Raw genomic sequence first — 23,481 nt, forward strand, 5'->3', positions numbered from 1 at the left:
CGGCGCCCCGGCTGTCCGGTACGTGTCAACGCTCCAGGACGCTCCCGAAGAAGCCCAGTCCTGGGTCACCCGGGATGCCGACGAGCAGCGCGCGATCGAGCAGGATGTTGTTGTGTTCGCAACTGGTCTCAGGCAACATCACGCATGCGTGACAGGCCGCCAGGTTGACTCCACCGGCGCCGGAGGCCTCGGTCTCCATGCAGAGCGGGTCCGAGGAACACCACTCGGCCCGACGGAGAGCCGAACGGACCGTGCGAGCGAGATTCTCCGGTTCACCTTGAGCGACGAGACCGCCCAGGCTGCCTGCCGAGTCGCTCGTCGCTGTGTAGACCAGCACCCCGGCCATGTCGTCAGCGGAGTACAGGCGCTCGCGCAGGGCTGCGGCCGGGTAGCCGGCTTCCAAGCTCCACTCGTTGACGAGGACGTGGGCCAAGGTGTGCAGCAGCACCATGCGAGGGGTGGCAGGGGAGGGGACGACCTGGCTCGGGTCATCGGCCCGCTGTTCCAGCACCCGCTGGTGGGCGGTACGCACCCGCTCGATCCGGGTCGCCACCGCCGGGGCCTTCTCCCAGGAGGCCAGTCGGTCCTCGTCCAGGCGGAGGAAGACCCCCTCGCCGCGCACCTCCATGGCCGGGAGCCAGCGCAGGGGCCGTTCGGAAAGCGGCATTTCCTTCGAGCCGGTCGTCGCCTCGGCGTCGATGAGTCGGGTGAACGCCTTCAGGGCACGTACCTCGCGGAGTTTCTTGACCAGCATCGGGCCGGTGACGCCGAGCGGGTCGAGCACGCTCTGATCGCCCAAGGGGGTCTCGCAGACGAACTGCTCGTCGCGCGCGTGCTCGCTCTCGTCGTTGCCCGATCGGAGACGGTCGTACTCCTTGTTGCGCAGTGCGCGGTAGCGGTGGTCGAAAGTGGGCGTCGACCCACCAGCGGAATCCTCCTCGCGCTCTGCGTCGAGCAGCGTCATCACCTCGTCGAGAGGTATAGGACACTTCCCCTTGAAAACACCTTTGAGATAGATCTCGACGTGCTCGCGCTTCTCGTACTCACGAAGCGCGTCCCAGTGCTCGGCCAGGGGATCCGCGCGGCCGTCGCTCCACGGGGGGATGGAGAGCGCCGACTTCAGCACCGGCTGCCACACCGCCGAGGAACCACGCTGCAACGTGCGCAGGGACAGTCCGCAATCCCGGGCCGGGGCGGAGGCACCGAGCCATGGGCGGGAGCCCCGGCACGTGAGGCCCAAGTCCTTGAGCGCGTTCCTGCGGAAGGATCCCTCCATCGAGACTTCGGGAGCTTGCCCACAGGTGCAGGAGACCAGGATGGAGCGGAGCGAGGCGGTGCGCCCGGACGTGCGCAGCTTGAGCTTTCCGCCGCACTGTGCGGCCGGCGAGGCGCCACGGTCTCTGGAGCGGTGCACCCACTGCCGGTACGGAAACTCGCCGAGGTGCCCGGCCTCACAGGCGACGACGAAACGGGAGGGAACCAGGTCGACCTCGCACGTGCCGCAGACGCTCTTCCCGGCGGGAGGGTTGAAGTCGCGGTGCCGCTGGAGGTCGTTGCACTCGGGACATGAGTGCATCAAGGGGAACCGCCGGATGCGGAGACCGTCCCTGCTGACGTCGTCGGAAGCGGGCGGCAACCGGAAGAAGTCGACGTCGAGCAGGCGAGCCAGGCGCCGTTCGTGGATCCGCGGGGACTCATCACGGCACCAGCTCTGATCGGCATCGTCGAGCCCCGAGACGATGAAGGACTCGTGATCCACGGCGATGAGTGATCCGACGCCGTACGTGGTGATCACCTGGGCCCGACGGACCGCACCACGCCGCGGCAGGCTGTGAGCGGGAGCGGCGCCGTTCGCGCCGCTCCGACGACGGCGGGCGGGAGGCGGGGTCATCGGGTTCCCTCCATGAACAGGGCGGACTCGGCATCGACGTCGCGCAGGCTCCACAGTGTGGACCACGCCTGGGCATCCTGGGACTCGTCGTCGTACGCCTTCAGAAGCGAAGGAGTGTGACCGCCCCTCCGGGGTTCGAACAGCAGCCCGCTGTGGATGTCGGCTTCCTCGCACCACCAGTCGACGAACTCGTCGAAGGCTCGAGACACGGCGTCGGTCTCCTCCGGAACGACTGCCTCGACCCGTTCCAGGAGGATGGGCCTGATACGGCTCCGGAGCACGTGTTCATAGGATTCCACCTGGCCGGCACCTTCGTTGGGGCGGGCGGCGGGGATCATGATGCGGGCGAGGGCGACGATCACCGCGTGCAGGCCCCGTTCGCGGGCGCGGGCCGAGAACGGAGTGACGGAGGTGGACTCGACCTCGCGGTACAGGGCCGAGTGGAAATGCTGGAAGCCTTCGTAGTGGGAACGGTCGCGGGAGCGGGTCGAGTTGAGCATGACCGCGACCAGGCCCGGGTGCGCGCGGCCGACCCGGCTGGTCGCCTGGATGTACTCGGCGGTCGTCTGTGGCTGACCCATCACGGCCATGAGCCCGAGACGGTCCACGTCCACGCCGACCGCGATCATGTTGGTGGCCAGGAGGACGTCCACGGTGTCCTCGTCCGGCAGTCGCTTCTCGATGCCCTTGAGACGGGTGGGGATCTCGCTTGCGTCGATACGGCTCGTCAGCTCCGAGTAGTTCGCGACCGAACGGACCTCCACCCCCTCACGCTCGGCGAGCAGTTCCAGGTAGGCCACCACGTCGTCGTGGACCTGGAGTTCGGCTGCGGACAGCAGCCGGAGGCTGTTGAAGTAGCCGACGACACTCCAGTACGCGTCGCGCACCTCGTCATCGGTCTCGGCCTGCTTGGCCCGGTGCAGCAGGGTGGCGTACGTGCGGATCAGCAGGGTGGACTGGCTGGTACCGGGGGCCAGGAGGCCGACGTAGCGCCGGCTCGCCTTGTCCTCGCGCGGTGTCTCCACGGCGAACCATGAGTCGCGGGCATCCAGGCCGGCGGGCGGAAACTGTCGTACTGCACGGGCGAAGAGGTGGCGTCCCTGATCAGCGGCTCGACGGATGGTCGCCGTGGAGGCGATCACCTTGGGCCGATCGGCAAGGGCGTCCACGGCGGTTTCGTAGAGGCCGGTGAGAGTTCCCAGAGGGCCGGAGATCAGGTGCAGCTCGTCCTGGACGATCAGTTCCGGGGGAGGGGTGTCGCCGGCCGGGTCGTCCCGGTTGAAGAGTGCGGAGGTGGCCGGGCGCCACGGCATCGACGCGAACTTGTCCACGGTCGCGATCACCAGGGTCGGTCGCGCGTCGTACACCGCTTCGTCGATCAGGTGAACGGGCAGGCCGTCGGCGAAGTCGCAGCCCGTGCCGTGGCATCGGACGTACATGCGCTTGGCGTCCTCGTCGACTTGGTAGTTCCGTGCGTCGAGCCGCGTCCCGCACCAGGGGCAGGCGTGCAACTGGACGGGGTTTTCGGTGGCGAGGCGCTTGTCCAGGTTCCTGTGCAGTTCTTCGAGCTTCAGGCTCGCCGCGGCCAGTGTGTTGGGGGTGGCCGACCGGCCCACCCACATGCCCACGGAGAATTGCTCTTGGCCCAGTTCGGGGGTCCCGCGTCGCATGTGTTCCATGGCGCAGAGGAGGATCGCCGCCCGCTCGAACTGTTGGAGGGTGAGCAGCCGCAGCGTGTAGCGCATGAGCACGGTCACTCCGCCGCCGTCCGCACCCCTGCGGATGCGACGCAGGAACGACGTGAGGGCGATCAGCCCGAGGTAGGCCTCCGTCTTGCCACCACCGGTGGGGAACCACAGGAGGTCGGACACCTGCCGATCGTCGTGCTCACGGTCGTCGATGCCGGCCAGACACAGCAGGAGGAACGCGATCTGGAACGGGCGCCAGCGGCCGGCCTCCGGGACCGGAGCACCGACCCGGCCGTCCTTCACCCACTTGCTGCGGGCACGTTGATCCGCCATGGCGCGGTTCGCGAGGCGGAACGCACGCATGAGATCGGGTTTGGTCCGCAGCAGCCCGATACCCTCACGGACACGGTCGAGGGCCTCGCGGCAGGCGTCCACCTGATCCCTTGCGGGCTTCTCGTACGTGGTGCCCGTCAGCGCGTCCGCTTCGCCCGACTTGCGATCGATCCAGTGCTCATACCCTGTGGCCAGCCCTTCCAGAGCGGCCAGGACTTCCGTGTCGGACCGCTCGGCCAGCCCCAGCATCGACAACGCCGAGTCGTCGATCTCCGGGTTGGAGTCGGTCAGCAGTACCTCCACGGTGGGCACGAACTGGCTTCGCACCTCGGGAACGGCAGGCGATTCGGCTTCCGTCATACCGATCGGCTGCGGACTCCAGTCCCATTCGGCGGCACAGCCGTGGCCGATCGCGAAGGTCGGAGCGTGACGGTGCAGCAACCGACTGGTGGCGATCTCCCGGTCGTGGGCGGCGGCCGGGGCGGCACGCTCGACGAACGCGGTGGAACCGTCGACCGCTCGGACCGTCAGACCGCACTGGAAGAGGGAGAAGGCATCTTGGAGATCTCGCTCGCCCACTTTTTGTGTGTTGATCAGCGTGACCGTGACGGTCACCGTGTTGTTGGTCCGGTCGAGGCGTCGGACGTTGACGTGCAGAGCGGCTTCCGGAGAGAGTTCGATCGTCATCTTGGGATTCGGACGGGTGACGTCGATGTACTGCTTCGGGAGGACGAGTTCCTTGCGCCTCCACCACTCACGCTGGTCGGCGGTGGTGCGGGCCTCGGCACGACGGGCCGGGACAACCTTGCCGTCGGCGTCGGTGGGCTCGTAGACGGCCGCGCGGGCGGAGACCACGATCGAACTGCTTATGGTCGGACGGACCGCGAAGGTGAGACCCATCGAGGAGGGACGCCTGTCCCCCGCCGCACCGACCTCCTGCGCGGTACCGGACTCCTCGACGTCCTCGTGGGTGAGCAGAGGGGCGCTGTCCAGGCCTTCCTTCTCGGCAGCGTCCTCGTCCTTGCGCTCCTTCGCGGCCCTGTCCGCGGCACGCGGATACAGTACGCCGGTCAGGTAACGATCGATCGGCGCGTCCTGAGTGAGGACTTCCTCCCGATCGTCCGGCTCGGCATCCTCGGCGGGGCCGAGGAGCTCACGACGAAGTCCCGCCAGAAGCTCCTCGTCCCGGACCCGGTAGTGCTCCGCGTGGCGGCCTGCCACCTGCGTCATGCGCGCTGCTCCTCGTTGTCTTCGGCTCTGCGGTACCGTCCGATGCCGGTGATACGCGGGACGATCCACACCCCTCGGTCACCGAGTCCGGCGTTCGCGCCGGCGGCGATGCTGCCCGTCACGGTCTCGAGGGTGTCGATCCGCAGGTCGTGGATCTCGTCGGGCCACCAAGGGTCCCAGCTACGGTTCACCTTCTGCACCTGGAACAACTCCTCGCGGAACCTCCGCGAGGCCTCGCCGATCTCCTGCCCCTTGTGCACCAGGGCGTACGGTGGGCTCTCCGTCTCGCCCGTCGGCAGGTCGTGGAGCCTGCGAAGCAGAACCTCCTGACCAGGACGGACGTGTTCCAGGAGATAAGTCTGGGTGGCGCCGGCGTTCCCTTCACGGCCGGGCGGGTTGTCCCGGCACACGTCGCTCGCCTCGGCGACGATCCCGAACCTGTCGTAGGACCGCCACGATCCGAGGTAGCGACGGCCGTGGCGCTGATGCCCCGCCCTCCTGAAGATCGGCAGTGCGGGAGACGCCACGTGGTACAGGTCATGGCGGGCACGCGTCATGGCCACGTACAGGGCGCGAGCCTCGGCTGAAAGGTCGAGCTCGGCCCGGTACCGCTTGTGGAGTTCGGCGAGAGACGGTGGCGTCAGGACGATCACCCGGTCGAACTCCAGGCCCTTGGCCCGGTGCACCGTCGAGACGACGATGTGGGCGGTTTCCGGGTCAGCCGCCTCGTCGGGAAATCCACCTCGTGCGACCGCCCGGCGCAACCGGTCCAGATCGAGCACCCCGCGGCCGGCTCCGCGGGCGATTCGACGCAGCACCGCCCACAGGGCATGGACGTTCGGTTCGTACGGCAACGGGATCTCCGAGAGGAGCGCACGGAACCGGTCCTCGGTGAGGCCGGTCGCCTCCGTGCCGCGTAGCAACTCGGCCACCCAGTACGGCACCGGACGCTCCTCCAGCGAGCGCCGCAGGCGGTGGTCGACGCCGTGTGCATGCAGCAGGTCGGAGACCACGAGGGCCTGTTGGTTGTCACGGGTGAGGACGGCACAGGTGTCGGAGAGATCCCGCAGGCTGTCCAGGGCGAACTCGTCGTCGAGGCCACCCATGCCGTTCGCCGGATCCAGGAGGAGGTCACGCAGCTCGTCGTAGCGCGCACCGGCCTCCTCGGAATCTCTCAGTTGCTGGAGACGGGGGCCGAGCGCCAGAGCGACCCGGGCCTCGGCGGTGGCAGCGCGGAAGTTTCGTGTGAGACGCAGCTCGACCAGGTCGTCCGGGTAGGAGAAACGCAGCCAGTCGAAGAATCGGCCGGTCTCATCGGCGCGTTCGCCCGGATCTGCGATCTGGAAGCCGTACACCGATTGGGCGGAGTCTCCGACGACGGTGAAGCCGCAGCTGTCCTGATACCGATCGAGAAGCGTCTCCACGAGCTCGCGGCGCCCGCCCAGCAGGTCCTGCACCTCGTCGATGACGACATGGGCCGGCGGTACCGAATCGCCGAGCTCCAACGCGCCCTTTTCGATCGCGCGAATCGCGGCGGCGATCCTCTCGTCGAAGCCGATCGCTCCCCACTCGTCGTCCGGATACGCCTGGAGAAGCACCTCGTAGGCCCACGCGTCGAAGGTACGAGCGCGCACCCGATGCGCTCGTTCTCCGTGTCGGGAGATCCGCTCGCGCAGTTCCCGCGCCGCTGATCGAGAGAAGGTGAGTACCAGGATCTCGGCGGCCTCCAGAGCCTGTTCGGGGTCCTCGTGGCCGCACAGTGCGTCCAGCCTGCGCACGAGGGTGTGTGTCTTCCCCGCTCCGGCACCCGCGGTGACCAGAACGCGTGCGTCCCAGGGCTGCTCGACCACGGCCAGTTGCTCGTCGGTGAGCGATGGGCTGTCCTGGTAGACGTCGGTCACTTACGGCTCCACAGGTGCTCGAACTGGGTAAATGCGAGGCGGGTGTCGAAGTTGTCGATGTTGTCGCTGACGTTGAGGATCAGACAGCTGTCCTTGCCGCCGTTGCGTGGTCCGCGTAGTCCACGACCGATCATCTGCTGGTACACGTTGGTGCTCCAGACCGGTCGTGCGACGACCACGACCCGTGTGGCCGGTGCGTCGAATCCCTGGGTGAGCACACCGTAGTTCGTAAGGACCCGAATGCGTCCGTTCCTGAAGTTCTCGATGCGCGTTCGCCGGTCCTGAGCACTCGTCGTCGAGTCCACGGCGGCGGACGGGAGCCCCTGGTCGTTGAGCATGGCCGCCAGGTATTTGGCGTGGTCGACCGAGGTGGCGAAGAGCAACGTCGGCCAGTCGTCGGGCAGCTCGGCGACCGACTCGACGATGCGTCGACTGCGTGCGTGATCGTCGGCGAGCCGCTGTTCGGCGGAGCGGGAGAGCACAGCCATACGATCGGCGTGCGTCTTCTCGTCCCGAGTGAGTTCGATTCGGCCGCCCTCGAGGGTGCGGTGCTCGACCTGGGCGAGCATGCCCCAGTCCTGGAGATCGCGGTACGGATCGCCCGACGGGAAGACACCCTGGTCCAGCCGCCGGTTGCCGAACCTTTTGACCAGCCGACGCGTCTCCTCCTCATTGTTGTTCCGGAACGGAGTGGCGGTCAGGCCGAGCAGATGCCGGCCGGTCTCGTACTGGGTGAGCCCCAACTGGCCGAGGATCTCGGTGTACCGCTTGGATATGGCGGTGTGCGCCTCGTCCACGATCACCAGCGCGGCCTGGCGCAGCCAGGTGTACTGGTCGGTACTCAGACACCGCTCCAATTTGGCGTCGGTCGCGACCACCAGGTGCGGGTGGTCGACGACGTCCCCGACCTCGTTCGTGCTCCACAGCCGGCTGATCGTGAGAGGGCGCTCGGCGCCCACCTTGCTCCAGACGAATCTCCAGCTCTGTACCGCCTGTTCGCACAGTTCCTCGGTCTGCGCGATCCAGAGCAGTGGGCCCTTGAGGTCGCCGACCCGCTTCACCCAACGGATCACGGCTTCGGCGGTGACCCGAGTCTTGCCGGCACCGGTCGGCAGAGACAGCATGCCGCGTTGAGGGGCCAGCCGGTCGAGCATCGTGGAGATGTTCCGGACCAGGTCTTCCTGGTATTCGTGGAGACCCGGGAAGTCCCGGGGGCCCTCGACAGTCTCGAACGCCGGTGGCGACGGAGTCCGTGAACCGGCGAACGCGACAGGCAGCCTCAGTTCCGAGACGAACGCGATGGCCGCTGAGGAACCTCCGTACCCGACGGGCGCGTTGGGGAAGCGCGCCTGAATGTCCCGGGCATGCTGCTGGAGGACTCCGTCACCGTGTGCGTTGAACGCCATCTGCGCGATCCGGCGCCCGGACGGTTCCACCCCGTCGTTGGCCTGCAGCTCGGCCTCCATCAATCCCTCAGGGAGGCCGGCGCGAAGCGCTTCGGCACCGACCAGAAGCTCGATCTTGGCCACCACGTCATCGGCCTCGCGCACCGCCTTCTGCGCCGCCCTCAGCTCGCTGTCCCGCGCCATGCGGTCCTGGTGCTCCAGGACCGCACGGCAGCCGGCGGCACCGAGGCCGAGCGCGAGCTCGCGATCGAGCAGTCGCAGCATCGGCTCGGGATCCAGCGGTACCCGGACCTTGACGGTGGTGCCTTGCCGTACGGCGTCCAGAGGGGAGGCGTGCGTGCCGTTGGGCGTACGGGTGACCTCCTCCAGTTCGCTGCACCGTTGCACCGTGCTGCTGCGGTTCCCGCTGTTCAGACGCTGCCGCAGGGCGGGGAACAGCTCGATCAGGGGGACGGGGTCTCCCTCCGGGACTTCGCGGGTTTCCCGGCTGATCACGTCGGCGTAGCGGAGCATGCCCCACTTCTCGATCATCAGATTGGCGTCTTCGGTGGTCGGCACGAGGAGCGCCGGGAGCTGCTCGGCGCGGAGCGCCCGGTACTGATCGGCTCCGACGGCGATCGTGATCTCGTCGTCGGGACGGGTGCCCCAGACGTTGCCGATCCGGCAACGAGTGAGGGAGTCCTCGGGGAAGTCCGCGCCGAACCGGGTCAGCATCACGTACGTGGCGCCGACGAACGAGTCGTCCTCGCTGCGGGTGACCTCGTCGAGGAGCGTGTTCCAGCGGTCCGCGGGAACCTCGTCGACGGTGGTCGGGAGCCGCAGCTTGCGGGCCTTCTCGGAGGAGATGTCGGCGACCGGCAACACGTCGCGATAGGCGGCGAGCTGGGGGCCGACGGACTCACGCAGGGGCCTGATCCCCTGGGAGGTGACGACCGCACCGTGAGTCCTCAGCATCCACCGGATGGGCGAGATCACCGCCTGGCGGGTGTTGGTCTGCGCGCCGACCTGGAGCGTCCAGTTGTCCACCACGGCGTCGTCGGGCAATAGCTTGAGGAAGGCCGCACGGGATTCCTCCGAGAGGGCACCGAAGAGGTGGAGCGGGCCACCGACCGCGGCGCCCTCGACCTTCATACGGTGCAGCGCGGGGCGGGGAGCGCTGGTGGGCAGGCTTCGCAGATAGGCGGCGTGCACCGCCGCGCGGTACTCCTCGAACCAAGCCTCGTCCGCCTGGGGCTGTACCCCGCCGGACGGTCGTTCCCGCAATCCGACCTGCGAGAAGAACGAGGTGTCGTCGGAGTGGAACGTCATGTCGACGGCGATGCTCGGATCGCGTTTCGCGTCGACGACGGCACCCGGCAGCATGCAGTCCTCGACCGGCCGGAAGCGGCCGTCGGCGGTCCGCACCCGCAGTGTCCGGCGCGGAGTGGTCACCCGCTCCAGCACTTTGTGGGCCAGCCGACGGATGCCCGCCTGGCGGAACAGCTCCCAGAAGCGCTCCCAGTCCGAGTCGCTGTAATGGTCGAAGCCCTGATCGAGGACGCTGACGAACCTGCCTTCGACATCGGCTTCCCGGATGCCCAGGGTGTTGAGCGCGTGAGCGAGCGATGGATCCTGGGCGAGAGCGTCGACCACGTACACCAGGGCCTCGCGCAGTCCGCCCTGTTCGGCGCGGCGGAACACCTTGCCGGGCACAGGGGCGACGATGCCGTGCTCCTCGGTGAGCACGATGTGCGCCTTGCGGGCTTCCTCGGCGTGGGGGGAACGGGCGTCGATCATGTCGGCGAGAATCCGCATGGCCACCGCCGAAGCTTCGGCGGTGCCGCTCTCGACCAGTGCCTCCAGCCACTCGCGGACATCGGTCCGTCCGTGCCCGGCCGCTGCCAGGACGTGCTCGACCTTTCCGGAGCGCAGGGCGTCCGCCTCTACGCTCGGGTGCAGCCAGTTAGAGGGACGCCCGGGGCACTCGTGCCACATCCTTAGCCAACTGGACAGCTTCTTCAGGTCCCTGTCGAGCCGCGGGTGGATCCGCAGTTCCGTGGGGACGCGCAGAACACCGTCCTGGTCGGGAAGCGACGGACGGTCCGCGGTACGGGCCCAGATCTCCCGGGTCAGGTACTCGTCGGCCCAACTGATCGCCTCCTTGACGCGACCGGGCAGCAGGGGCAGGTAGGCGGCCGGATCCTCGGCAGGTGCCAGGGCGGGGAGGGAATCGACGACCAGCTTCGCCGACACCCGGATCATCTCTTGGTTGAAGGGAGAGGAGTCCAGCAGGTTCTGTCGATCCTCGTTGGTCTTCCAGGCACCGTTGAGAATGCCGCTCAGCGACATCTCGTACTTGGTCGGGAAGAACGACCAGAACCTTCCGCGTCCGCGCGACCGAGGGCTGACGTAAAGGCCGCTCTCCGAATCCTTCTCCAGAGCGGGGACACCCCACGAGAGGTCGAGCGTGAGCCGGTCGTGCAGTTCTCCGGCGTCGGCGCGGGCGGCGAGGCCGGGCTCGTGAGTGGTGGTGAACACGCGCCACCGTTCGGTGGTGACGGCCTTTCCGGTGCGCTCCTCGACGACGGTGTGGAGATCACCGGCCTGTTGGGCGGTCAGCGTTCGCCGAGCCATGGGCCGAGGCCGGCGGTCCTCCAGGACGACCTTCGCCACGTGCGGCGAGAAGAGTTGGAAACCGGCCGGGAACTCCTCGCGGGATTCGCCGTGGTTCTTGGCGCGACCGCCGTGCATGTCGCGGCCCAGCCGGTCGTCGGCCTTGGGGAGCAGGGGCAGGCGGACGACAGTGGTGGCCCAGGTCAGCAACTCGTTCAGCACATGGTCGGAAGCGCGCTCGACCTGTACGTCGAGAGGCCGGGCCATACGCAGCACGGGGGCGTCGAAGTTCGGGCCGTAGCGCGCCGTGACACCAGGCACGTTCTTGATCTGTTCGTACGACCAGGCGCGGTCGAACCCAAAACTTCCTGTGCTGCTGAAGAATTCTGGTGCGTCGGTCACGACGAGAACCGATTTGACGCCCACTCCGAAACGTCCGATCTGCCCTCCACGCTTCCTCGACAGGCTCATCCGAAGAATTGTCTCCGCGCCTTGCGGGGTCACCGGGTTTCCCTCGTTGGCGCAGTACAGGTGGGTGTCCGTGAGGACGACGTGAACTCGTCCGTTTGATTCGCCTGTCATTTCGTCGGCCGCGTTCTGGACGAGCTCAAAAAGCTGACGGTCGCCGTATCCGCCTTGAGTGATGCGGCGCTCGCCATTGGCGTGCTCGGCTACGAGGCCGGGGTCCACCGCGTATGTCTGCAGGACGCGTGAGGATTGTTCGAGAACAGTTTCAATCACCGAAGAGGACGAAGGCGGCACTGCTCTGCACTCCTGGGTCGTATAAGCTCGAGGGGAATGTGTGAATAGGGGGGAGTCGCGCCGGCCGGCGCGTGCCCGCGTAGATGAGAAAGGTCTTGCCGTCAGGTCGCCCGGAGAGGGACGTGTGGGGCCCTTAGTCCGCCTTTGGACAGCTCAGAAGGTGGGGAGCTCATCCGGCGGCCAGCCGGGGAGGGTCCCCTCGGGGAATTCCTTCTCGGACAGGCCGTAATCATCGAAAACCTTCATCAACTCGTCCTTGGTCGTCGCCGACCGGATGCCCAGTTCGAGTGAACTCATCTCCCGATGGGACATCAGAAAATCGTTGTATCCCTGTTCAATCATGAATGACACACCCCTGTTCCAGGCAGGGATGTGCCAGGCACACGTTCCCCCGCATAAATGGACTGTAAATCCTTCGTCACGGCACTTCTCGATGGACGTTAGCGGACTCCGACTCCACGTCGCCAGACCTATGTGGAAAACCTTCGTGCCGGAATGGCGGCTTGGTGTGCGCCACGGTGTCCGGGTTGTACGGGGGCTGAATTTGGGTGCACTTCTTCCCCGGGTCGCCCAACCTTCCCGGGTTCGGGTTTCATGGGCGAGATGGCTCCTCCATCTTTAACGACGATACCGGTATCCACCTGAATGTACAAGCACAACTCCGGTGCTGCTAACGGGAGTTGGGCGGTCCAATTGAGGAAGTCCCACATGCGGGGGAAATCTGGTCATTCGGGACAAGTCGGTCACCAAGTTGAAGCGACGTGGACGATCGACCCCGATCAACTGTTGGTTGACGAGTCGGCTTGCGTCAAATTAGCCTCGTGGTCCGCACCATGCGGTCCGGCGACGCGCATGGGATCTCTCAGGGAAGGAGCGGGTGACGCGTGGAGACAGGTGAGGAGTTCGGGCCTTGGTTGGCTCGACAGCTCAAGCTCGCGGGGAAGACGCAGGCCGACCTGGCCGACGAGTTGGAGCTGACTCGGGCCGCTGTGTCCGCGTGGATCACTGGCAGGTCGACCCCTCGTCCGACCATCATGGCGGACATCGCCAAGGCACTCGGTACGGACGTGGGTACGGTGCACACCCGCACCACCGACACTCAAGTCGGTCTTCCGGTCACCTGGTACCACCGCCCCGGCTATCCCGACGGCGGCCGTGACCTGGGGAACGCCGCCGCCTTCGCCTTCGACGCCGACGTGCAGGTCCTCGCACGGGAGACCTGCCAGAACAGCCTCGACGAGCGGCTCACGGAGAACGGCCGCCCCGTCCGCGTCCGCTACACCCTGCACGAACTCACGGGCGAGGCGCTGGACAAATTCCGGGAGGCCATTCTCTGGAACGATCTCTTTCCGCACTACTCCGCCGTGTCGGAGACCGCCGCCCACCAGAAGGTCGGCCGCGTGGTGGACGCCGGGGTGCGCGACATGTACGAGAAGGGCCGCCTGGTCCTGCTCCGGGTCGACGACTACAACGCTTCCGGGCTCATCGGCGACGACTACGCGGACGGCAAGTTCGCCGCCGTGGTCCGCCGTCAGCTGGAGAGCCTCAAGTCCGGTCCCGGGGCCGGTGGTTCGTACGGACTGGGCAAGGCCACGCTGTGGGCCACCAGCGCCCTCGGACTCGTGCTCATCAACTCCACCCTGTCCGTACCTCATGAGGGGCGTACCGAGCGGCGGGTCATCGGTCGGCTGGAACTGCCGTGGCGTGAGGTGGACGGCGAGCCGTACGCGGGCCCGGCATGGTTGGGGCGCCCCGACCCCGACTCGCCCGGTGCCACGGTCGCCCGTTCCTGGTGGGCTGACGAGGAGACTGTGGCACGCCTGCATCTGGCCAGGGAGGGCGACGAACCCGGCACGTCCTTCCTCATCGTCGGTGCGCACGACGTGGCCAGCCTCGAGGCGAAGGTCGACGCCGACGACGAGTCTCTCGGTGACGTGGAGGCCGGTGACGAGGACACGCGTGACATCCGTAAGATGCACGGCCGTCTGGTCGAGGCTCTGGGGCGTGACTTCTGGGCCGCCATGACCGGTGGGGGCAGCAGGCTTCCGCTCTTGGAGGTCTCGGTTCGCGCCCTTCGGAACGGCGAGGAGGTCGTGCCGGAGAAGCAGGTGGACCCGTCCGTCGAGCAGCCCTCCCGCACTCGTGCCCTGAGGGCGCACTACGAGGGCACCACTGTGGATCGCCTCACCGAGGCCGGGCAGGTGGCTGCGCGGAGCGTTCCGCTCAAGCTGCCACTCTCCGGCGGTGCCCACGGGACGCTCGGTACGCACCAAGCGGTTCTGCTGGTGACCGAGGCCGAGGGGGACAGGGACGGGGCGAAGAACCAGGTGCACTCCTTGCGCGGCAACCGCATGACCGTCAAGAGGAGCATGGTTCCGAAGCTGCCGCTCGGCACCAATCCGTTCCAGGCCGTTCTGCTCGTGGGCGAGGCAGCCGGCGAAGCGGCCCCTTTCGCCAAGGAGGCCGAGGAATTCCTGCGTGCGGGAGAACCACCTGAGCACGACCGCTGGGGACAGACGGAGGAACTGACCCTGCGCTGGTCGCCGTCCGCATATCGGCGCTTCAGCGCACTGACCGCCGAGGTCAACAGCGCGGTCAGGGAACTCGTGGCGCGGCCGAAGCGCAGCAGCCGTGAGGGCGGTGAAGCCCTGCGCAAGGCGTTGACCGTGAGAACGCGTCCCAAGGCCAAGGCGCCGGCCGGGCCCGTCGTTCCGGTGCTGGACGGACTCGATGCGACGATCGGGGACGGCGGAGAGTGGCGGATCGCCGCCGAAGTGAGCATCCCACGTGGGGACGAGATCGTCCCGATGGTGCCGGTCGCCCAGCTCGATGTGCGCTCCGGAGGCCGTCCGACGCTGGACTGGGCGGAACTCGTGGCAGTCGAGGGCTGTGCGGTGGAGGACGGGACACTGCGCTTCACGCCCGGCGCACGGCGCGCGAAGTTCCGAGGAGCCACCGACATCACCAGCCATCCGGTCAGGACCATGTTCAGTCGCCTCGTCGTCGAACTCCGCGCCGGCAAGGGGAGTGACGCGTGAAGATCTATCCGTACAAGCGGCTCAACCGGCCGGTCACGCTCAGAGTGACCGCGGTCTCCCTCAGGCTCGCCGACGGCACCCGTGACCGGCTGGAGACCACCGCGTACTCGACCCAGCAACAGGCCGTCGCGCTCGGCATCGCAGGCCACACCGACTGGGTGAGCGCCACGATCGGGCTCTCGGCGACGCTGCCACCCGGGGCGAACGCGCCGGACGCGGCCTGGTCCGATCTCTGTGTGCTCGCCGTTCTCACGGACGGTGAGACCAATGTGCGTACCTCCACCGAGCTCACGCGTGACGCACCCGACGGCCGGGACTGGTCGGGATCCCTGGAGGTGCTCCGAGACGACCACATGGGTCGCGCTTCCCTCGCCGTGCACGCCGTCGGCACCGTGGACGGAGTGAGCGGACGGTCGATCGCCGAGACCGACCGGAGCTGGATCATCGACACGGTCTCCGACGATCCGGTCCGTGGGCTCCAACTGGAAGTACAACAAGCCTCGTTCAGGAGAAGCTCCAGAGAGTGGCTCCATGCCTACGCGGACGCACCCTGGATCGTCGACGCATCCGCCAGAGTCCCCACCGTGTTCGTCAACACCGACGTCGAAGGTGTCATCGGCCTGTTGGACAGCAACGGCTCGGGAGTGGACAGCAAGGTGCGTGACCTTCTGGTCGCACAGATGGCCACCGACGTCTGGACAGCGGTGTTCCACGGTGCCATCGGTGACCTGGAGGTGGAACCCGGCGGCGGCCCGGTCTTCCCGACGGACTGGCAGGGCGAGGTGCTGCGGGAGATGCTCCCGGACGTGATTCCCGGTGTCCATGTCGAGGAAGCCCTACGACAGGTTCATCGTCGACGCACCGGCGAGTCGGGCTGGGTGGAACTCCAGACGCGCATCCACTACGCCGCGGTCCGTCGTGCCGACGCCACCAGGGCGCTCGGCTATGTCATTCGCGGTCTGGAACAGATGAACCGGGAGTCTGAGGCGTGATCACCCAGCCGAACCACGTGCCGGAGCGCTTGGCTCTGCTCGCCACCTCCGCCGTCGATCCCTTCCTCACCGAGGAACTGCTCAGGGGCGAACAGGTCCACGGCGGCATCGATCTCGCCAAGATCGTGGAGCCGCTTCCGGAGGACGATGCCAGATGGTGGGTAGAACCCGTCCGAGGCCTCGTGGAAGACGCCATGTTCGAGTTTCGGGAGGACCGCACCCGAGCCGACGCCTGGCTCGCGCCGCGGCTGCACGCCACGCTGCGCCTGACACGGCGAGAGGCGGCGGACAAGCGCTTGTGGAACCACCTCGCCCTGGCAGTGGCCCCCGACTATGTGGCCTGGCGGCATCTGTCGGAGGCGACGGCGAACAGGCCGGCGCGCATCTCTGCGGAGCGGTTCCGCGGCCCCGCGGACCGTCAGTGCTTCTCTCGTCTGTGGTGGGCGGCCGAGCTTTTCCGGAACGGGCCGGACTATCAGCCGGTAGAGATCGCGTGCGGGAACCAGGACCTCATCCACACCGTCCTTCGGACGGATGCGATCGACCACCGCCCCACTGCCCAGGCTCTGGTCCGTCTCCTGCAGACGAGGTCGGTCACCACCGGACGCGAGATCAATGGTCTCGCCGTCGCGATCAACACGGCCGGAGCGACCCTGACCTATGACGTCCTCGCGCCCGACAGGCCCCGTGACCCCGCTCATCTGCGGGACTGGATCGCGGAAGCGGAATCGGCGCCGCCGGTCGAGCGGTACGAGCTCCCGAAGGGCCCTGACGAGGACACCGTCCCGGAGGAGTCTGTGGCCTGGTTGACCGGGCACTTTGCGGACTTGTTCGAGACCGCGCCGGTCAGGGGCCGGAAGAGCGAGGATTGAACAGGGTGCAGTGAGGGGTGCCGAGGAACCATCCGCTGCCGTGCCCGAACCTACTTCGTCGGTGTCTTCTTCTTGGGAGGGCGCACGGAAGAGGGGGGCGGTACCTGGTCCTTGGGCCGTGGGCATCGGTCGGTGCAGTGGTCGGCGGCTCCGCAGCCGTTGCTCCGCAGCTTGGCCCGCTGTTCCTCGGTGGCCGGTTGCCACGGCTTGCGCAGCGACTCCGGGGCCGGCCCGGGGAGACCGAGAGCGGCACTCAGCAGATGCGCACCGAAGAGGGGGGGTACGGCGTTGCCCACCTGTTGGGCCTGCGCCGTACCGGACCATGGATAGTCCGGCGGGAAGCTCTGGAGCATCCCCGCTTCGTTCATGCTGAACCGCGGGCCTTCGCGGACGATGTTCTCGTCCAGGTGCTCGAAGACCACGAAGCGGGAGATGCGGCCGGTGACGGTGGTGGCGGGCTGCCGGTCGGTCCGCACTCCACGCCTCCCCGGGTTCCCGGAACTGCCGTAGTTCGAGCGGACCAGGAAGGGAGCGACACGTCCCGGGTGTGAACCCACCGGATCGGCGAGGGCGTCGCGCATGGATCTCCAGGGCCGCAGGCCCTCCTCGCTCCCCGCCTTTGCGTCCTCGTCGAGGGTCGGCTGGTGGTTCTGGTCGGGTGCTCCCGTCCCGTTCTTCCGGTTCCACTCCTTCGCCTGGTAGGAACGGTGGGTGGGGGAGGGCAGCGAGGGTTCGCCGAGTCCTTCGCGTCGAGCGATCAGCACCGCGCGTGACCGCGTCTGCGGCACCCCGTAGGTCTCGGTGTCGAGAACATCGACGACGACTTCGTACTTGGTCCCGTCGGGGAGCCCTGTCTCGGCGAGCACCTTGGCGTAGTGCTCCCAGAGCGGAGCCACGGCGGGGACCTGCTCCAGGACGATGACGTCGTACGGCCGGTTCTCCCGGTTCGGACTCCGGGTCGCCTGGATCGCGTATCGAAGAGGCTCGAGGACCAGGGCGGTGCGCGGATCGGGCAGAGTCGTCAGGCCGTCGTCGATCTCCTGGTCGGAGTGGCCCGCCATCAGACGCTCGATGTACCGCTTGACCCGGTCCAGAGCTTGGCGCCCGGCCCCGTGCCCGGCCACCGAGTACGTCTGGCACGGAGGACCACCGGCGAGGATGTTGATCTCTGGCGGCAACGACTCGAAGGCGTCCCTGCGTATAGCGCTCACATCGGCGTGCAGGGTGTCCAGCCCGGCGGCGTACCGGGTCAGGCACGCACTCTTGTCCCACTCGATGCCGAGACTCGGGATGTCGAGCGAGTGCCCCGCGACGTCCAGCCCGCCGGGCCCTGCGAAGAGGTCCAGGACATAGGGCTTGTCGAGGATGGGTTGAAGGGGCGCCTTGCTGGTCATGTGGCGGAAGTCTAGCCGGCGGCGGGGACTGTTCACTCCAGGTCCAGCGCTTCGGCCACCGCACGTCCCAAGGCCTCACCCACGGCCGGCGGCGCGGCGTTGCCCACCTGGCGATAACGGGCGGTCTTGCCACCGGCGAAGTGCCAGGCGGGGGGAAAGCCCTGGAGAAGGGCCGTCTGATCCACCGTGATCCGTACCAGCCCGTCGTCACCGAGTGACGGATCCCACTTGAAGTCGGGGCCGGGTGGCTCGTTCCCGAACGACTTCGTGTAGACGCCCATCCGTCGCCATCTGGCTTTCGTACCGCTCGGTCCGAAGTCCGGGCCGCCGTGCGCTTTGGATCCACCCACCAGGGTCGGTGCCGGGCTCGTCGCCTGGGCCGCCCAGCGGTCCGCGTCCGGCCAGCCACGCGAACGCATCGAGGGCGCCAGTGCCGCTCCGACCGACACGTGCTCCCGGACGCTGGGGAGCGGCACCCGGAAAGCATGCGCCCACGGCTGTTTCACGGCCACGAGGACGCCTTGTCTGCGGTCCTGTGGGACACCGAAGTCGGAGGCGTTCAGGACGAACCAGGTCAGCTCGTAGCCGAGATGCTCCAACTCCGCACGCATGAAGTCCCGTAACGGCGCAAAGGAGTCGTCGTCGACCAGGGTGGGCACGTTCTCGACGATCAACGCACGCGGTTGGACGGCGTGCGCCAGGTATGCGGTCGCCCGGATGAGACGTACCTCGGTGTCCGAGGACTCGCGTGTCACCGTGGCGCTCGACCTGACTCGGGGCAGGCCGGCGGACAGCACATCGACGTCGTACACCTCGGGGTGGTGCACGGGGTCGAAGTCGAGGAGATCCGCCTGCAGCACGTTCCAGTGGGCTCTGTTGGCGCGGAGTGTGTCGCACGCGTGGCGTTCGCTGTCCAGAAGGAGCCGCGGACTGAATCCAGCCCGCTCCAGCCCCAGGGCCAGGCCGCCCGCCCCCGCACACACGTCGACGAATGTCCCCCCGGTCATCGAGATCTCCCTCCGGATCTTCTGTTCTCCTCAGCCGCACGGCGAAGTCGAACCGCTTGCCCTATTCGTGACGCCACCGCGTCAGGCGCTTCGTGCTCCCAGAACCGCAGGACCTGCCAACCGGAGGCCTCCAGGTGCTGCGTGGTCTCCGCGTCCCGGGCCACGTTGCGGTCCAACTTCTGCCGCCACCACTCCGCGTTCGACTTCGGCTGCGTGGCGTGCAGAGGGCAACCGTGCCAGAAGCAGCCGTCGATCAGTACGGCGACCTTGACCGAGGTGAAAGCCACGTCGATCCTGCGTCGGGCCATGCCCGGCACCGGGTACTCGACGCGGTAGCGCAATCCTGCCGCGTGCAGCAGTCTGCGAACCGTCAGCTCCGCCGTCGTGTCCTTGCTCACCTGCCTGCTCATGCGTGCCGAGACGGCGGGCGACGACGGCTTCATCGTGCTCAACGCGGCTGTGCCTCACGATCGTGCTCGGTCCTGCCGGCAGCCGAGCCCGTGCCGATCGAGCCACCGGACCACGGCTGTGGTGTCGATTCCATCACAGTGCGGGGCGCCTGTGCACCGGGGCCCGGGGCCGGTCCGGGTCGATCCGGTCATCTGCTCAGTGAAGCCGAGCTGCAAAGACGCGCTCAGCTCTCGGATCGGCCGTGACACCCCCCATAAGACTCCCCCTCCCCGCACCAGCACTCCGCCCCCCGCTGTGGGGGCCAGGCGGTGGCTCGGCCTCGGGAGGCCAGGGTCGTCGCGTACTGGGGGAGCAGGGTGGCGTCGTCCGGGGACGTGCCCTCCGAGGCCGCGAACGCCTCGTACGACGGGACCGTGCCCGTGACGATGCCCAGGTTGGGGGTGCCGGAGGCGGCGAGTTCGCGGAGGGAGGACTCTATGGTCGTCAGGTGGTCCTCGTGCGAGGGGTACTCCGAGGACAGCGTGGGGTACGTCGAGAGCAGTTCCGCCAGCTCCGGGGCCGGCCAGTGCAGGACCGCCACCGGGAACGGGCGGGAGAGGGCTTCCCGGTAGGCGCCCAGCTCCGCCCGCAGGCGGGAGATCTCCGCCCGGAGCTCCGCCGGATTGTCCGAGCCCAGCGACCACACCCGTTTCGGGTCGTGCAGCTCGTCCAGGGGGACCGGGGACGTGTGGAGGGTGTCGGCGAGGGTGTCCCAGTCGTCGTGCGGCAGGCCCAGCATGCGGCGCACGCGGTGGCGGCCGTAGAGGACGGGGTGGGTGCCGGGGGAGGGCTCCGCCGTGTCCCGCAGGAGCAGGGTCGCCGCCTCCGTGAAGGTGTCCGCCGCGGCCTCCAGCTCGTCGTGGGACTCCAGGGCCTCGGCCGCGATCACCCAGGGGGCCGGGTCCCGGGGGGCCACCGCGCGGATGCCGTCGATGATCGCCCGGGCCTCCGCCTCGTGGTCGTACTCCCAGAGGTTGGACGCCTTCAGGGCGCGGACCAGGTGGGGGTTGTCCAGCCCTCCCGCGGAGCTGAGCAGGCGGTCGTAGAGCGTGGTCGCCGCGGGGCGGTCGCCGGACAGTTCCAGGTGGGCCGCCGCCCTGAGGAGGAGGGTCTCGGCGTCCTCGGGGTACAGGCCGGCGGTCCGTTCCAGGCGGGCCGCCTCGGCGGTGTGGTCGACGTTCTCGGCAGGAGTGTCGGGGCGCATGGGGGACACCGTACTGCCGGGCGGTGACAAACGTGCGGCGTGGTGGGGGCGGGGAGCACCGGTCCGGGGACGGCGTCACGTCTCGGGTGCCGCGGGGCGCCGGAGGCCGCGGGCGGCGAGGCGTACGGCAGGGGGCGTCAGGGGGCGTACGGCACGGGGTCGCCGGGTGGTCCGTACCGAGGTGCCGCGCCTGCCCGACCGGCGGCGGTGTGCCGTGCGAGGACGGACGGGTGCCGCGCGGGGAACTCTCCCGCCCGTCGCGGACGTTGTCGCGGTGGGAGCCCGGGGCCGGACTCCGTGTCCGCGGAACCGGCCGGTGGGGTGTTGCCTCGGCCGGAGCGGTTGCGGGAGCCTCTGGAGACCGGTCCGCGCGCCTGCCCACCGGCCGCGGGAGGAGACGGGAAGAGACGGGAAGAGAGAAAGGGGGAGCGCCGATGCGCAGCCGTGCCGCCACGCGTCCCCTCGTCCCGCTCATGCTCCTGGCGCACCTGCTGCTGCTCCAGGGCGCCCTCCTCGGCACCGGCGCCTTCACCGCCGCCGTGGCCCTCGCCGCCACCGCGACCGCCGCCGCCGCGCTCGCCGCCTGCGCCCTGCTCGCCGCGCGTGCCGTGCCCGCCGTACCCCCGACCCGCGTCCGCACGGCGATACGCGACCGGGCCCGCCGTACGGCCTTCCTGCCCCAGCGCGACCCCGACGCGCCCGGCCGGCGGCGGCCCCGGGCCCCCGGACACACGGGTCCGGCGACCGCCGCGTAGGGCACGTCCGCTCCCACGTCAGCACGTGACCTCGCGCGGGTCGTCATGCCGATCTCTCCCCGCGACCGGATCAGCCGGTCGCCTCCGGCACGACGAGACCCCCGGAGGGCTCACCCATGTCCGTCTTCGCCCGCCTGGTCGAGCACCTCGCCGACCTGCTGACCCCCCTGTTCCACGCCTCCGCGGCAGCCGCCGCGATCGTCCTGTTCACCGCGTTCGTACGGCTCCTCGTCCATCCGCTGTCCCGGGCCGCGGCCCGCGGCAGGCGCGCCCAGGCCGCGCTCCAACCGAGGATCGCCGGGCTGCGCGAGAAGCACGCCGAGGACCCCCAGCGGCTCCAGCGGGCGGTGCTGGAACTGCACGCCGAGGAGAAGGTGTCACCGGTCGCCGGCTGCCTGCCCACCCTGCTCCAGATGCCGGCCTTCTTCCTCCTCTACCACCTCTTCTCCAGCACCACGATCGGCGGCGAGGCCAACGGCCTGCTCGGCCACCGGCTGTTTGCGGCGCCGCTCGGCGGACGCTGGGCCGACGCGCTCTCCGACGGCGGGCCGGCCGGCCCGGCCGGACTGGTCTACCTCGTCCTGTTCGCCGTCGTCGCGGCCGTCGCCACCGTCAACTTCCGGCGCGCCAGGCGGACGGCGGCCCGGCAGCCCGCCCCGCTCACCGGCGGCGACCAGGTGCCCGGTCTCGCCGGGATCGCCCGGATCGCTCCGTTCCTGTCCTACTTCACGCTCGTCACGGTGGCGGTCGTTCCGCTGGCCGCCGCGCTGTACGTGGTCACCACCACGGCCTGGAGCGCGGCGGAACAGGCCCTGTTGTACCGCTGAGCAGGGCGTTCGGCGTCGCCGAGCCGGGTGTTCCGGACCGTCGGCCGGGCCGGGGTTACGGTCCAGTACGTGAACAGGGTCTTGCGGAGTGGACGACGTGATTGGAGGATCAGCCAGTCCTCCGATGGCTGCACCCGTCGGCGGGGCGCCCCGCGATCGAGGGAGATGGTGACCATGAAGCTGCTGCGAGTCGGTACGGCCGGGGCCGAGCACCCCGCACTGCTCGACGCCGAAGGGACACTGCGGGATCTGTCGGGCCTCGTGGACGACATCGACGGCGCGTTCCTCGCCGACGACGGCGCGCTCGGCCGGGTACGGGCGGCGGCCGAGGCGGGCGGGCTGCCCGCGCTGGACGCGGCCGGGCTGCGCGTCGGGCCGCCGCTCGCCCGCATCGGGAAGGTCGTGTGCATCGGGCTCAACTACCACGACCACGCCCGGGAGGCGGGCGCCGATACGCCGGCCGAGCCGGTCGTCTTCCTCAAGGCGCCGGACACGGTCGTCGGGCCGGACGACACGGTGCTGGTGCCGCGCGGCTCGGTGAAGACGGACTGGGAGGTCGAACTCGCGGTCGTCATCGGCCGTACGGCCCGTTACCTGGACTCGGCCGAGCAGGGGCTCGCGCATGTCGCCGGGTACGCGGTGGCGCACGACGTCTCCGAGCGCGAGTTCCAGATCGAGCGGGGCGGCACCTGGGACAAGGGCAAGAACTGCGAGACGTTCAACCCGCTGGGCCCGTGGCTGGTGACGGCCGACGAGGTGGCCGACCCGCAGGACCTCCGGCTGAAGCTGTGGGTCAACGGGGAGCTGCGGCAGGACGGCTCGACGGCGGAGCAGATCTTCCCCGTCGGGGAGGTCGTGCGGTACCTGAGCCGGTTCATGACGCTGTACCCCGGTGACGTCATCAACACCGGGACCCCGGCCGGAGTGGCGATGGGCCGGCCCGAGCCCAAGCCGTACCTGCGGGCCGGGGACGTCGTCGAGCTGGAGATCCCGGGGCTCGGCCGGCAGCGGCAGGAGCTGAAGGACGCGTAACCGGCGCGACCGGCATCACCGCCCCGCGCGGGAAGGGGCGGGGAACCGCGGCTCCGCCGCCGGCCGCGGACGGTACACGTCCACGGCCGTCGGCGGTCGGCGGTCGG

15 protein-coding genes are annotated in these 23,481 nt (G+C 68.8%); 6 read left to right on the forward strand and 9 right to left on the reverse strand.

Annotated features, from left to right (window positions below):
* Nucleotides 1–25 precede the first annotated feature (25 nt).
* The 5 genes from drmB to ACZ4K2_RS10220 all read right to left on the reverse strand — a co-directional run bounded on the left by drmB (nt 26) and on the right by ACZ4K2_RS10220 (nt 12,145).
* Complete coding sequence (gene drmB, locus ACZ4K2_RS10200; RefSeq protein WP_467471515.1) at nt 26–1,891, reverse strand: DrmB family protein; 1,866 nt, start codon at nt 1,889–1,891, stop codon at nt 26–28.
* A complete protein-coding gene (locus ACZ4K2_RS10205) occupies nt 1,888–5,142 on the reverse strand; it encodes a helicase-related protein (RefSeq protein ID WP_467471517.1) in 3,255 nt (1,084 codons plus the stop codon). Before ACZ4K2_RS10205 ends, drmB begins: the two co-directional genes overlap by 4 nt.
* On the reverse strand, nt 5,139–7,043 hold the full coding sequence (locus ACZ4K2_RS10210; RefSeq protein ID WP_467471519.1) for a UvrD-helicase domain-containing protein: 1,905 nt from the start codon (nt 7,041–7,043) through the stop codon (nt 5,139–5,141). The genes ACZ4K2_RS10205 and ACZ4K2_RS10210 overlap by 4 nt, the downstream gene beginning before the upstream one ends.
* Nucleotides 7,040–11,803 carry a sacsin N-terminal ATP-binding-like domain-containing protein gene (locus tag ACZ4K2_RS10215; RefSeq protein ID WP_467471522.1) on the reverse strand — a complete coding sequence of 1,588 codons (4,764 nt, stop codon included), beginning with the start codon at nt 11,801–11,803 and terminating at the stop codon, nt 7,040–7,042. The genes ACZ4K2_RS10210 and ACZ4K2_RS10215 overlap by 4 nt, the downstream gene beginning before the upstream one ends.
* A 153-nt stretch (nt 11,804–11,956) precedes the next feature.
* Nucleotides 11,957–12,145, reverse strand: coding sequence for a hypothetical protein (locus ACZ4K2_RS10220; RefSeq protein ID WP_467471524.1), 189 nt, complete (start codon nt 12,143–12,145; stop codon nt 11,957–11,959).
* 542 nt (nt 12,146–12,687) lie between these two features.
* On the opposite strand from ACZ4K2_RS10220, the gene ACZ4K2_RS10225 reads away from it, so the two are divergent.
* From ACZ4K2_RS10225 to ACZ4K2_RS10235, 3 genes are read left to right on the forward strand one after another with little or no spacing between them, the layout of a single operon-like run.
* Nucleotides 12,688–14,841: a helix-turn-helix transcriptional regulator gene (locus ACZ4K2_RS10225; RefSeq protein WP_467471527.1), complete on the forward strand. Its 2,154-nt coding sequence runs from the start codon at nt 12,688–12,690 to the stop codon at nt 14,839–14,841.
* Nucleotides 14,838–15,833 (forward strand): hypothetical protein, encoded by a 996-nt coding sequence (locus tag ACZ4K2_RS10230; protein WP_467471529.1) that lies wholly within the window; start codon nt 14,838–14,840, stop codon nt 15,831–15,833. The genes ACZ4K2_RS10225 and ACZ4K2_RS10230 overlap by 4 nt, the downstream gene beginning before the upstream one ends.
* The gene (locus ACZ4K2_RS10235; RefSeq protein ID WP_467471531.1) at nt 15,830–16,705 is read left to right on the forward strand and encodes a DUF6339 family protein; all 876 of its coding nucleotides are present in this window, start codon (nt 15,830–15,832) and stop codon (nt 16,703–16,705) included. The genes ACZ4K2_RS10230 and ACZ4K2_RS10235 overlap by 4 nt, the downstream gene beginning before the upstream one ends.
* 50 nt (nt 16,706–16,755) lie before the next feature.
* Here the strand turns inward: ACZ4K2_RS10235 and ACZ4K2_RS10240 are convergent, their stop codons facing one another.
* The 4 genes from ACZ4K2_RS10240 to ACZ4K2_RS10255 form a co-directional block, all read right to left on the reverse strand.
* Nucleotides 16,756–18,099 (reverse strand): DNA cytosine methyltransferase, encoded by a 1,344-nt coding sequence (locus tag ACZ4K2_RS10240; protein WP_467471533.1) that lies wholly within the window; start codon nt 18,097–18,099, stop codon nt 16,756–16,758.
* A gap of 32 nt (nt 18,100–18,131) precedes the next feature.
* Entirely contained in the window at nt 18,132–19,106 is a 975-nt protein-coding gene (locus tag ACZ4K2_RS10245; RefSeq protein WP_467471535.1) for a DNA cytosine methyltransferase, read from the reverse strand.
* Nucleotides 19,103–19,516, reverse strand: a complete 414-nt coding sequence (locus ACZ4K2_RS10250; protein ID WP_467471538.1) for a very short patch repair endonuclease — start codon at nt 19,514–19,516, stop codon at nt 19,103–19,105. The genes ACZ4K2_RS10245 and ACZ4K2_RS10250 overlap by 4 nt, the downstream gene beginning before the upstream one ends.
* A gap of 224 nt (nt 19,517–19,740) precedes the next feature.
* Nucleotides 19,741–20,760 carry a tetratricopeptide repeat protein gene (locus tag ACZ4K2_RS10255; RefSeq protein WP_467471540.1) on the reverse strand — a complete coding sequence of 340 codons (1,020 nt, stop codon included), beginning with the start codon at nt 20,758–20,760 and terminating at the stop codon, nt 19,741–19,743.
* A gap of 434 nt (nt 20,761–21,194) precedes the next feature.
* Between ACZ4K2_RS10255 and ACZ4K2_RS10260 the strand changes: the two genes are divergently transcribed.
* The 3 genes from ACZ4K2_RS10260 to ACZ4K2_RS10270 all read left to right on the forward strand — a co-directional run bounded on the left by ACZ4K2_RS10260 (nt 21,195) and on the right by ACZ4K2_RS10270 (nt 23,374).
* Nucleotides 21,195–21,515 carry a DUF6412 domain-containing protein gene (locus tag ACZ4K2_RS10260; RefSeq protein WP_467471543.1) on the forward strand — a complete coding sequence of 107 codons (321 nt, stop codon included), beginning with the start codon at nt 21,195–21,197 and terminating at the stop codon, nt 21,513–21,515.
* Nucleotides 21,516–21,631: 116 nt separating this feature from the next.
* Complete coding sequence (locus ACZ4K2_RS10265) at nt 21,632–22,342, forward strand: YidC/Oxa1 family membrane protein insertase (protein ID WP_467471546.1); 711 nt, start codon at nt 21,632–21,634, stop codon at nt 22,340–22,342.
* Between the two features lie 174 nt (nt 22,343–22,516).
* Nucleotides 22,517–23,374: a fumarylacetoacetate hydrolase family protein gene (locus tag ACZ4K2_RS10270; protein WP_467471548.1), complete on the forward strand. Its 858-nt coding sequence runs from the start codon at nt 22,517–22,519 to the stop codon at nt 23,372–23,374.
* Nucleotides 23,375–23,481: the final 107 nt, after the last annotated feature.

The sequence above is a fragment of the Streptomyces sp. NPDC025833 genome, assembly GCF_055558055.1.